A 12,398-nucleotide genomic window follows, 5' to 3' on the forward strand; every position below is an offset into this window, starting at 1 on the left:
AATAATTCACAGAATTTATGCACTAATTAAAAATCAAAATATTTATAAAAATAACTTGGTTTTGTCATAGAAATCAGGATGACTTTAAAAGTCACAAAAAAAGCCGAGCAAATGCTCGGCTTTCATTTATCTTAAAAAATTGTTGTCTTATTTTAAAATTGCAGCAACTCCTGGTAATTCTTTACCTTCCAACGATTCTAACATTGCGCCACCTCCTGTAGAAACGTAGCTTACTTTGTCATCGTAACCAAATTGTTTTACGAAAGCAACAGAATCTCCTCCACCAACAAGTGAAAAAGCGCCGTTTGCCGTAGCTTCAGCAATTGCATCACCTAAAGCAATAGTTCCTTTTGCAAAATTTGGCATTTCAAAAACACCTAAAGGACCATTCCAAAGAATTGTTTTCGAATTGTTAATTACATCTGCAAAAACTTTTGAAGATTCTACACCAACATCCATTCCCATCCATCCATCAGGAATTTCATCTGAAGGAACTGTTTGTGTATTTGCATCATTACTAAAATTATCAGCGATTACATTGTCAACTGGTAAATAAACTTTTACATTATGTTTTTCACATTCAGCCAAAATTTCTTTCGCTAAATCTAATTTATCATCTTCTACCAACGAATTTCCGATTTTTCCTCCATTTGCTTTCACAAATGTATACGTCATTCCACCACCAATAATCAAGTTATCAATAACTGGTAAAATATTGTTGATAATCGTAATTTTAGAAGACACTTTAGCTCCTCCAAGTACCGCTGTTACAGGTTTTTCTCCGTCCGCTAACACTTTGTTAATAGCTGTTAATTCTTGTTCCATTAACAAACCAAAACATTTATTTTCCGGGAAAAATTCAGCAATAATTGCAGTCGAAGCATGTGCGCGGTGTGCAGTTCCGAACGCGTCATTCACATAAATATCTCCAAATTGAGCCAATTCTTTTGCAAAGTCTTTATCTCCAGCTTCTTCCTCATTATGGAAACGAACATTCTCCAATAATAAAACTTGGTCTGATTTTTGATTACTTACTTTTTGTTTCGCATCATCGCCAATAACATCATTTGCAACGATCACATCAACGCCAAGAATTTCTGAAACTTTTGATGCAATATGTTTTAATGAATATTTATCATTGAATTCGCCTTTAGGACGTCCCAAATGACTCATTAATACAACAGCACCACCATCTTTCAATATTTTGTCGATCGTTGGTTTTGCAGCTCTAATACGTGTATCATCTGTCACATTTAAGTTTTCGTCTTGCGGAACATTGAAGTCAACACGAATCAATGCTTTCTTGTTTTCGAAATTGTAGTCGTTGATTGTTTTCATATTTTGATTTGAAATTTTGAACTACACAAAAGTAATCAAACTTTCATTTTGAGACTTAAAATCATTCAATACAATTTTCAACTATTAACAATTCATAATAATATATATAGTTTAATTAATTTTTAAATTTTAAAAAAAGAAAAATATGTTACTATTATTAGCACTGTTAATATGTGGATAACTAAAGTGAGATAAATTTTATTTAATAGCAATTAACAAGCTATTATTTGTAATTTTGTTTTGTAATGAAAGAGTTAGATATTCTATCAACAATTTATCATTTTGGTTGATAAACAACTTTTGTTAAAAAGAAGTTTTGTGAAAACTATTCATAACGGTGTGTAAATCTTTTATGCCAAAATGAAAACTTTTACTTGACTTGTATTGATTTATTTCTAATTGATTTTTTGAATCAGATTTCCAAATTTTTCTCTCGAAAAGTTATTAGTTTTATTCAATCATCTTTTAACAAGTTGTTACTTTTACTTAACATTTGATTTACAATTATTTAAACAAAAACAACAAAAACACCTGTTAATTAAATGAAAATTGCAATCGGAGCGGACCATGCTGGGTTCGATTATAAGGAGAAATTAGTACCCTTTTTAACAAGTCAAGGGTTTGAGGTTGAGGATTTTGGTACGTTCTCAACAGCGAGTGTTGATTACCCTGATTTTGCGCACCCAACGGCACAAGCTGTAGAAGATGGAAAAGCAGATTTCGGAATTTTGATTTGTGGTAGTGCGCAAGGCGTTACAATGACTGCAAATAAACACCAAGGAATTCGTGCTGCATTATGTTGGATGACGGATATTGCCAAGTTAGCTCGTCAACACAATAATGCAAATGTGTTAACTTTACCTGCACGCTTTATTGCGTATGAATATGCAGAAGAAATTGTGAATACATTTTTAGCAACTGAATTTGAAGGTGGTCGTCACCAAGGACGCGTAGATAAAATTGCTTGTTCATACAACGGATAATTTTCTACATCTATTATAAGATACAAAATCGGTCAATTCGTAAGAGTTGACCGATTTTTATTTTAAAAATTAAATTTAAAACTATTATAAAGTTTAAATAGTTAAGTATAAATAATATTTTATATTTAAAATTAAATATTTTTAAACCAATTTAAGTCAATAGTAAATTTATTGATTGTAGCTGTTCTACTTTTACATCAGTTAAAAAAACAAATCATTTAAAGATTAAAAGATGAGCAGAGCATTATTACGTAGAGAACAAGCAATCTCTTTTGTAAAAGAAGAATTTTCGAAAGGATTACAAAAAGAATTAAACATTATTCCAGTTTCTGGACCATTGGTAGTTTTGGATGGAACAGGTATTAATGATGATTTGAATAGTATCGAAAGACCTGTAAAGTTCCCTATAAAATCTTTGAATGATAAAAATGCGGTAGTTGTGCATTCTTTGGCAAAATGGAAACGTATCCGTTTGAAAGAATTAGAAATTGAGCCAGGCGAAGGAATTATAACAGATATGCGCGCTTTGCGTCCAGACGAAGATTATTCGCCAATTCATTCTATTTATGTGGATCAGTGGGATTGGGAAAAAGTAATTGTGCCTCAAGATCGCCAATTGGATTATCTTTTTTCGACAGTAAAATCGATTTATGAAGTTATTAAACAAACGGAGCAAAATGTAGAAGCAAAATATCCGCAATTGAAAGCTGTTTTACCAGAACAAATTACATTTATTTCGTCTGAAGATTTATTACAAAAGTATCCAACATTTACGCCGAAACAACGTGAAAATGCAATTTGTAAAGAATTTGGAGCTGTTTTTATTTACGGAATTGGAGGAGAATTGAGTAATGGAGAATTGCATGATGCACGCGCTGCTGATTACGATGATTGGAGTACAGAAAACAGTGCTGGTTTTAGAGGTTTGAATGGAGATATTTTAGTTTGGAACCCTGTTTTAGAATCTGCTTTCGAGTTATCTTCGATGGGAATTCGTGTAGATAAAGAAGCTTTGACGAAACAATTAGAAATTAGAGATTCTTCGGATCGCAAGAACTTATTATTTCACTCAATGTTGTTAGATGATAAGTTAACAGAATCTATTGGAGGTGGAATTGGACAATCGCGTATGTGTATGTTTATGTTGAAATCTCGACACATTGGTGAAGTGCAAGCGAGTATTTGGGACGGAAAAGTAAAAGAGAAATTAAAAGAAGAAAGCATCGAATTATTATAAATGAAAAAGCAGTTTCAAAATTTTGAAACTGCTTTTTTTGTATTTTATATAGAAATTAACAATGTTTATAACTGTTGATAAAGGTTGTTAATTTGTTTTAATTCAGGTATTTAATCTATTTTATAATTGTTGATTAAGAAATGCGTTCGTTTTTCTTTGCAATAAAACTATCATAGAATTTTTTGAAACCATGATGATTGATTAAATAGAAATATTTAGGTAATAATCGATTCAATTCGTATTGAATTTGTCTTGGAAATTTAGACTTTCTTAAACTACGATCAATCTGAATTTGCGTTTCTACTGGAGCTGGTTTAACAAGCGATGGAAGAAGGTTATAAATTCTCAAACCAAATTCCCAGGCATGCTGTAAATCACAATCAATAGGACGTTGAATTGTAGGAAGTGGAGTTTTAATTTTATTCAGAAATTTTTCTGCTGCTTTTCTTGTCCAAATTGCTGCAATTGTTGTGATTGGAATACTCGTTCCACAAGCTGCAATTATATATTTTTGGTCAACATCAGCTATTTTGATATGCTTTCGTTTTCCATTAAACAACTTCAAAACATCCCAATGATCTTTTACTTTTAAATCATTATATTGATTCATTGCTTTTTCTACAGCAGATTTAAAATCATTAACCAAAATAGCATCATCTTCTATAATTAAAGCAAAATCATTTTCAGAAGCCAAAAAAGTTTCTAGCGTTTTCACATGACTCAAATAACAACCAATTTCTCCAGGAACTAAATCGCGGTCATATTTATTTTTTACTTTATAGGTTGACGAATCCAAAGTTTTGGCATCTACAGCAGAAATTCTTTCGTAAGTAATCTCACATTTTTCGAATTCTTTTTGCATCAATTCAAGCCGATCCGTAGCTCGATCAAGGTTAATCAAGTAGGTTTGGTATAATGGTTTAGTTTTCATTCAATTAATTATCAATGCAAAAATAGTTTTTTTGGCTCAATTTTCGCAATAAATCAAAACGTTACAAGTAATCTTATCCTTTCCATAACATAGAATTGGCTGTAAATTGTTATTTTAGAAAAAGGATATATTACCTTTGCAGTGGTTATGTTGTTTATTAACATCTTATTAATAGTTATTAAAAATAATTTGATAATCAAATAATTAAGATGTTTATTTATTAACTATTTTAAAATAAATCTCTAAAAAACAAGAAGAGATTTGACAGAAAACAAATTATGCCAAGAAGAAATTTTAAAAATACAAAGGCGAAAAAAGACAAAAACATAACAAAGTTTACGAAGTCTATCATCGAAGTTTTATTTCAAAATCCGAATAAACCTTTAAATTATAAACAAATTGCAGCAGCTTTAAACCTAACAAATCGAATTGATACAGAATTATTGATTAAGAATTTGAATGTTTTATTAGCTGACAAGAAGATTTCTGAAGTAGAAAGAGGAAAATACAAAATCAATGCAACCAATGATTATATGGTTGGGATTGCGGATTTGACTTCTTCAGGGAGTGCTTATATTATGATTGATGGTCTTGAACAAGATGTCTTTGTACAAAAAGGAAAAACGAGAAATGCCTTAATGGGCGATACGGTTCGCGTATATGTTTATCCAAAAAAACATGCCAATCAATCGAGAGCAGAAGGAGAAATTGTAGAAATTATCGAGCGCAATAAAACTGAATTTACTGGTATTTTCGAGCTAGGAAAGAACGGAAATTTTGGTTTTGTAACGATGCAAAATGGTAATCATGATTTCTTTATTCCGAAAGAGAAAATTAAAAATGCTCAACCAGGAGAAAAAGTTGTGGTTCGATTAACAAATTGGCCAGAAGGATCTAATTCACCATTTGGCGAAATCACGCAAGTTTTGGGTAGTCCAGATGATACGGATGTAGAAATTCATGCGATTTTGTTAGAATACGATTTGCCAGCTCAATTTCCTGAGGAAGTAGAAGAGGAAGCAAATCAGTTGGATACTTCGATAGATGAAGCCGAAGCAGCTCGCCGTAGAGATATGCGAAATGTAACGACATTTACAATCGACCCGAAAGATGCAAAAGATTTTGATGATGCTTTATCTATTCGAAAATTAGAGAACGGAAATTGGGAAATCGGTGTTCACATTGCTGATGTTACGCATTATGTTCGTCCAGGTTCGTTAATCGAGCAAGAAGCATACAAACGTGCAACTTCCGTTTATTTGGTGGATAGAGTAGTGCCAATGTTACCTGAAGTTTTGTCGAATGTTGCATGTTCTTTGCGTCCAAACGAAGATAAATATACGTTTTCGGGTGTATTCGAAATGGATGATAATGCAAAGATTGTAAAAACATGGTTTGGTAGAACTGTAACGCATTCAGACAGACGTTTTACATACGAGGAAGCGCAAGAAATTATCGAAGGAAAAGATGGAGATTTTAAAGATGAAATCTTGACTTTGGATCGCTTAGCGAAAACAATGCGTGGAAAACGTATGAAATATGGAGCGGTTAATTTTGATAAAGTTGAAGTAAAATTCGATTTAGATCAAGCGCATAATCCGCAAGGAATTTTCTTTAAAATTTCGAAAGATTCGAATAAATTGATTGAAGAATTCATGTTATTATGTAACAAAAAAGTTTCTGAATTCATCAGTTTAGATAAACACGGAAAAGAAAATGCGAACACTTACATTTATCGTGTTCACGATGATCCGAATCCAGATAAATTATTAGACTTAAAGAATTTTATTCGTCAATTTGGTTACGAATTAGAGATTGGAGACCGTAAAACAACTATTAATTCGATGAACAAATTGTTAGCAGAAGTGAAAGGAAAACCAGAAGAGAATATGGTGGAAACTTTGGCTATGCGAACAATGGCGAAAGCAAAATATACAACAGAAAATATTGGACATTACGGTTTGGCGTTCGATTATTACACGCATTTTACATCGCCAATTCGTCGTTATCCAGATATGATGGCGCACCGTTTGTTGCAAGATTATTTAGACGGTAAAAAATCTCCTGCAGCGGCTGTTTACGAAGACAAAGCAAAACACTGTTCATCTCGCGAAAAAATTGCCGCAGAAGCAGAACGTGAGTCAATCAAATACATGCAAGTAAAATACATGGAGCAATTTGTTGGCGAAACGTTTGATGCGTTTATTACAGGCGTACAAGATTATGGAATCTTTGTTGAAATTCCAGAAACGCGTTGCGAAGGTTTGATTCGTTCTCGTGCTATGAAAGGTGATCATTTTGTTTTTGACGAAAAAAATCATGCATTAGTTGGAAAAAGAACTGGCGTGAAGTATCAGCTAGGAAGTCCGGTTAGAATCAAAGTTTTAAATGCAGATTTAATCAAGAAGCAATTAGATTTTGAATTAGTTGATGCTTAATTTTCATATTTTAGACTTATCTTGCAGACCTTAATTATGTTATGGAAATAATATTTTCGGCCATACTAATAGGTTTTTTGTTAAGTACAATTCTTATTGGACCTGTATTTTTCTTACTTATTGAAACCAGTTTGCGTAGAAGTTGGAAAACCGCTGTAGTCCTAGATTTGGGAGTTATTGCAGCTGATATTTTGTGTATTGCAGCAGCCTATTACGGAAGTAAAGATTTTACAGATTATGTGACCAATCATCCAAAGTTTTACCGCATTTATATCATTGCAGGTTTCTTTGTATTGATTTACGGAATTTTCATGTATTTCTCTAAACCAAAGCTACATATAGAAGGCGAAGCGGGATTTGTAAGCAACAATTATTTGAGAACATTTATCAATGGATTCATCATGAATTTGTTGAATATCGGAGTCATTGTTTTTTGGTTTGTAATTGTCTCTTCAATTATGATCCAATATCCAAATCCAAGCAATTTTATGCTTTACATGGGAGTTGTTTTGACCACCTATTTTGTAATCGATTTGGGAAAAATATTTTTGGCAGGAAAACTTCAAAAACGTTTTACCGATCAAAAAGTATTTATGGTACGAAAAGGGGTCGGAATTTGTCTTTTAATCTTTGGATTAATCATTATCCTAAAAGGCTTCGGATTCTTTAAAGAAATCGATCAAAAGATAGAGCATCAGCTCATTAACCAAGAACAAACAAGTTAGAAATATAAACTCCCTTCAAATTTATTTGAGGGGAGTTTTTTTATTCATATGGTTGAATTAATACTTCTGATGGAATATTAAGTTTCTCGGTTAATTTTCGAATCATACTAAGCGATAATTTTCTTTTCTTATTCAATATTTCGCTTGCTCTACTCTTTAAACCGATTATTTCTGCTAAGTCATTTTGTGAATAACCTAATTGTTCTATTCTAAATTGTACTGCTTCTATTGGATCAGGAAATTCTATAGGAAAATGTTCTTCTTCATATTTTTCAATTAGAATACTTAGAATTTCTAATTCATCACCTTCTTCAGTATTTGGTTCAGCATCAAAAATCATTTCTAAACGTTCTAATGCCAAATCATAATCTTGTTCTGTTTTTATAGGTTTAATATGCATAATTTTAAATTTGATTTGCGTTAATTTTATCGTATTCAGCATGAGTTCCAATAAATCGAATCCACACCATTTGATAAGGAAAATTAATTTTTACAATCAATCGATAATTGTTCCCTTTGATATTAAAACAAACACGATTATTCTCTAATATACTTGCATTGGGATATTCTAATTTTAATTCGTTTAGATTATTCCATTTAGCTTTTTCAACTTCTTGATACCACGCTTTCAATTGCTGTTCACAATCTGAATGTTTAGCCCAAAATTCTCGGAGTATTTTTCTTGCTATAACTCTCAATTAGATTTGTTTATACAAAATTAAATAAAAAATTCCCAAAACGGGAACTTTTGTTTGAATTAATTTTTGAAATTATTTACTTCAATAACGATTTCCCAGAATCCTTATAATTCCAAGTTTTTACTTTCATCAAATCAGCAATGGTAGAGGCAATTTGATTGATAGACGTTTGATTTTGTTTGAAGTTTTTAGGATTAATTCCGTTTCCAATCATCAAAATAAATCCTTCGTCAGAGCCTTTTACTTCATCATTGTGATCCGTCCACTCGTTTCCATTTCCACGTCCATGATCTGTCGTTACAATTATCGTTGTTTGATCTTTGTAAAATGGATCGCTTTGCACATAATTCCATAATTCCTCAATCATTCTGTCATTGCGATTTATTGAAGTAATATATTGATCGTAATCTTCATCATGTCCGTAATCATCAGCTTCTCCATAACCTATAAAAAGCAATTTTGGCTTCTGATTTTTCATCGCTTCTAACGCAAATTCGTGCGTAAAAATATCAAATCTCGTTCCCCACCATTGTTTTGGCGTTTCTAACTGAAAACGTTCTATTAGTAATTCTCGTTCAGATTTATTTTGATTAAAACTATTTTGATATCCAGCATTTACCAACAATTTCGAAAGTTCTTGATTGAAAATATTTGTATACATTCTCCAGCTTCCAAAAGCCATTACTTTATTGTTTAAATTTTTTTGCTGATTTGCAATTTCAAAAACTGAAACATTAGGATTCGGAATATCTTTGTTATTTTTAATTCGCTCATCATCAGCTTTTCCTGTAATTATTTCGTTGTATCCAGGATAAGACCATAATCTTTTGTTGGTAAGATTTACAAAATTTTGCTCGTCACGATTTCCCAAAATAACTCCTTTTTCTTTGATCGTTTTCCATGTAAATGGCATTAATAATTCGCGGCGTTTTATAGAATCTTCTGTCCAATATTTTTCATTAGTTTGAACAATAAGTGAGTTGTATTTTTTATTATTTAAAATTGATTTTTCAACTCCACGGAAAACTTCTTTCCAACGAACACCATCCAACGTAACCAAAATAACTTTCGGTTCTTGTGCAAATAAAAAATTTGAGCATAAGGCAAGAATAAGAAATGTATACTTCATGTGATTTTAATTTCTTATAAAAATAGGAAAAGCATCGTTATGATGCTTTTAAAAGTATTATTTTTCGAGTTTATTGACGATTTGTTGATAAACATCCTCGGCACTCAAATTTTGAAAATAATCATAGTTTTTAAACTTTTTTGGATCTTTCCCAAAGATAGAAGTTGGACGAATTTTCATCGATTCGTCTTGTATCACATCATCCATAGATTGTCCATAACCTAAAAATCCAGCAAATGGATGAGTTGCACCCCAAATAGAAATTGTGCGTGTTCCCATCAACGAGGCTAAATGCATATTTGCGCTATCCATCGAAATCATTACTTCTAATTTGGCAATAGCTTGTAATTCTTCTTCAAAAGAGATTGTTCCAGCTAAAGATTTGATGTTTGGATTGAAATTTTCCCATGTTTTTAATTCATCAATTTCAGCTTTTCCACCGCCAAATAAATAAATTTTGTACCCATTTTTAGCTAATTTCGTCGCTACGATTTTCATCTTTTCGATTGGATACATTTTACTTGTGAAGGCTGCAAAAGGAGCAATTCCAATTGATTTTGGTTCCTTAATCGATTTTGGTTCGATTTTATGCTTTAAATTGACGTTAAAACCAAGTTGACGTAAAACATCAGCATAGCGTTCAGTTGTTAATTTTAATTGCTTAAAAACGCGATTTTCTTGATTGACTAAAGCTCTTTTCTCTGTACGACCTTTGTCTAAAGTGGCCGTTTTTGTTCCTTTAAGTTCGAATAAAGTTGTAATTACTTTTGATCGGATTACATTATGAAAATCAGCTACATAATCAAAATTATATTGTTTTAATTCTTTGTATAATTTGAACAAACTAAAAAAGCTTTTGTAGTCTTTGTTCAAATCAACCGAAATGAATTTAATTTGAGGAAATTGCTTGAAAATATTTCCCATAAAAGGGCGGGAAGCAACATAGACTTCGATATTAGGATTTTGCTCAATAAACTCTTGTAAAACAGGAGCAATCATTGTGACATCACCTAACGCAGAGAAACGTAAAACCAATAATTTTTTATGATTCGCTTTCTTCATTATGTCTATTGTTAATTTCTTTTGCAACCATTTTCATTTGTTTTTCGAATTCTAATTTTGAGGCTTCAAAATATTGATCTGAATTTTCGGCATGTTTCGCAATTTTACGTAACGATTTTCGGTCACTTTTTATAAAAATTTCTCCAACTTTTGATGCTTCTTCATACGAAAAACCATATTTCATCAAGATTTGTCTTCCTACGTAAACTGACGAGAAAAAGTTTTCGCGATACACTTCGTTTAAACCATCTTTCAGATAATTATATGCATAACTACGATTCTTTGCACGAACAATAATTTCGAGATTCGGAAAGTTTTTACGAACAATATACACCAATTTTTGATTGATTTCTGGCGGATCCAAAGCTGCTACAAAATATTTTGCATGCTCCGCACCAGCCGATTTTAGTAAGTTCACATTTGTTGCATCGCCATAAAAAACATTGAAACCTTGCTTGCGCATTTTCTCTACACGCTCGCTATCGTTATCCAAAACAATCGATTTGATACCAGTGCTTTTCAACACACGACTAATTGTATTTCCAAAATCACCGAAACCAGCAATAATAATTTCACCTTCAGCTGAATGTGGAGTGATTTTATCGTTTTCAATAATAGGTTTAACTCTCGTTTTAACTCCAAAATATTTTAGAATTAATTTTTCATTTAAGACTAAAAGTAATGGCGTAATCACCATTGTTATCGCTGTTGTTGCTAACATCAAATCGTACCATTCTTTGTTTAGAATATCTAAATTTCGAGTCAATGATAAGATAACAAAAGCAAATTCTCCGACTTGTGATAAAAGTAAAATAAACAACCATTTTTGATCAAAATCGAATTTATGTTTGATTCCGATTAACCATAAAACCAATGATTTTATCAACATTATTCCAAATGTTAATCCAAGAATCATAAAAGGTTTATCTGCAATTAATTTGAAGTTAATCGTCGATCCAACCGCAATAAAAAAGATTCCTAATAATAATGATTTGAACGGCTCTATATCACTTTCTAATTGATGTTTATATTCATTATTCGCTAAAACAACACCTGCGATAAATGCTCCCAAAGCAGGAGAAATTCCAACTTTTTGCATTAAAATTGAAACTCCAATCACTAAAAGTAGGGCAGAAGCGGTGTAAATTTCTCGAACTTGTAATTGTCCAACATATTTGAAATAAGGTGTAATGATATATCTTCCAATCACATAAATAAACGTAATGGCACCAACAATAACCAAGGTTTTCATGAACGCTGGTCCACCAACTAACAAACTTTTAGAATCATCTCCAATGGACTGAATCAAAGAATCTCCAACTAAAAGTGGAATAATTGCTAAGATCGGAATTACCATAATATCTTGATACAACAAGACTGAAAAAGTCGATTTACCTATGCTTGTTTTGGTCAATCCTTTTTCGCTAAGTGTTTGCATAATAATGGCTGTTGAAGACATGGTTATTGCAAAAGCTATAGAAACAGCCAAAGAAAAATCCATTTTCAAGGCAAACATTCCGACTAAAGTTGCAATAATTATCGTCCCCAAAACTTGCATTCCACCAAGGTTGATGATTTTATTTTTCATCTTCCAGAATTCCTTTGGATCAAGTTCTAATCCGACCAAAAAAAGCATCATTACTACACCAAATTCTGTGGCGTGCATAATGTCTGTTCCGTCATTGCCAACAAATTTCAGCACATAAGGTCCAATTAAAACTCCAGCGATTAAGTAACCCAAAACCGAACCCATTCCTAATTTTTTGGAAATAGGAACGCAGATTACAGCGGAAAAAAGAAAAATAAATGCTTGGCCTAAAAAGTCGTTCATTATTTTATAAGGTTGATTAGATGATG

General features: G+C 31.9%; 11 protein-coding genes. 4 read left to right on the plus strand and 7 right to left on the minus strand.

The features are described from left to right. Window positions 1–147 precede the first annotated feature (147 nt). Entirely contained in the window at window positions 148–1,338 is a 1,191-nt protein-coding gene (locus HXZ74_RS15875) for a phosphoglycerate kinase (protein WP_286476288.1), read from the minus strand. A 542-nt stretch (window positions 1,339–1,880) separates the two neighbouring features. Between HXZ74_RS15875 and rpiB the strand changes: the two genes are divergently transcribed. Continuing rightward, window positions 1,881–2,321 carry a ribose 5-phosphate isomerase B gene (rpiB, locus tag HXZ74_RS15880; RefSeq protein ID WP_180905532.1) on the plus strand — a complete coding sequence of 147 codons (441 nt, stop codon included), beginning with the start codon at window positions 1,881–1,883 and terminating at the stop codon, window positions 2,319–2,321. Between the two features lie 232 nt (window positions 2,322–2,553). Beyond that, a complete protein-coding gene (gene asnA, locus HXZ74_RS15885; RefSeq protein WP_286476290.1) occupies window positions 2,554–3,558 on the plus strand; it encodes an aspartate--ammonia ligase in 1,005 nt (334 codons plus the stop codon). A 133-nt stretch (window positions 3,559–3,691) separates the two neighbouring features. Here asnA and HXZ74_RS15890 read toward each other — a convergent pair whose 3' ends face one another. Continuing rightward, window positions 3,692–4,489 carry a glycosyltransferase family 25 protein gene (locus tag HXZ74_RS15890; RefSeq protein WP_280062582.1) on the minus strand — a complete coding sequence of 266 codons (798 nt, stop codon included), beginning with the start codon at window positions 4,487–4,489 and terminating at the stop codon, window positions 3,692–3,694. Window positions 4,490–4,767: 278 nt separating this feature from the next. On the opposite strand from HXZ74_RS15890, the gene rnr reads away from it, so the two are divergent. Both rnr and HXZ74_RS15900 read left to right on the plus strand, forming a co-directional pair. Next, complete coding sequence (gene rnr / locus HXZ74_RS15895; protein WP_280062581.1) at window positions 4,768–6,927, plus strand: ribonuclease R; 2,160 nt, start codon at window positions 4,768–4,770, stop codon at window positions 6,925–6,927. Between the two features lie 41 nt (window positions 6,928–6,968). After that, window positions 6,969–7,652 (plus strand): LysE family translocator, encoded by a 684-nt coding sequence (locus HXZ74_RS15900; protein ID WP_038336200.1) that lies wholly within the window; start codon window positions 6,969–6,971, stop codon window positions 7,650–7,652. 40 nt (window positions 7,653–7,692) lie between these two features. On the opposite strand, the gene HXZ74_RS15905 is transcribed toward HXZ74_RS15900, so the two are convergent. The 5 genes from HXZ74_RS15905 to HXZ74_RS15925 form a co-directional block, all read right to left on the minus strand. Continuing rightward, entirely contained in the window at window positions 7,693–8,052 is a 360-nt protein-coding gene (locus HXZ74_RS15905; protein ID WP_038336230.1) for a helix-turn-helix domain-containing protein, read from the minus strand. A 4-nt stretch (window positions 8,053–8,056) separates the two neighbouring features. Beyond that, complete coding sequence (locus HXZ74_RS15910; RefSeq protein WP_038336201.1) at window positions 8,057–8,350, minus strand: type II toxin-antitoxin system HigB family toxin; 294 nt, start codon at window positions 8,348–8,350, stop codon at window positions 8,057–8,059. 76 nt (window positions 8,351–8,426) lie between these two features. Then, the gene (locus HXZ74_RS15915) at window positions 8,427–9,479 is read right to left on the minus strand and encodes an alkaline phosphatase family protein (protein ID WP_114998606.1); all 1,053 of its coding nucleotides are present in this window, start codon (window positions 9,477–9,479) and stop codon (window positions 8,427–8,429) included. Window positions 9,480–9,536: 57 nt separating this feature from the next. Next, window positions 9,537–10,541 carry a glycosyltransferase family 9 protein gene (locus tag HXZ74_RS15920; RefSeq protein WP_286476292.1) on the minus strand — a complete coding sequence of 335 codons (1,005 nt, stop codon included), beginning with the start codon at window positions 10,539–10,541 and terminating at the stop codon, window positions 9,537–9,539. Continuing rightward, window positions 10,522–12,372 carry a monovalent cation:proton antiporter-2 (CPA2) family protein gene (locus HXZ74_RS15925; RefSeq protein WP_038336205.1) on the minus strand — a complete coding sequence of 617 codons (1,851 nt, stop codon included), beginning with the start codon at window positions 12,370–12,372 and terminating at the stop codon, window positions 10,522–10,524. Before HXZ74_RS15925 ends, HXZ74_RS15920 begins: the two co-directional genes overlap by 20 nt. Between the last annotated feature and the right edge of the window lie 26 nt (window positions 12,373–12,398).

It is taken from the genome of Empedobacter sp. R750 (assembly GCF_030324345.1).
GTDB classification, from domain to species: Bacteria; Bacteroidota; Bacteroidia; order Flavobacteriales; family Weeksellaceae; genus Empedobacter; species Empedobacter falsenii_C.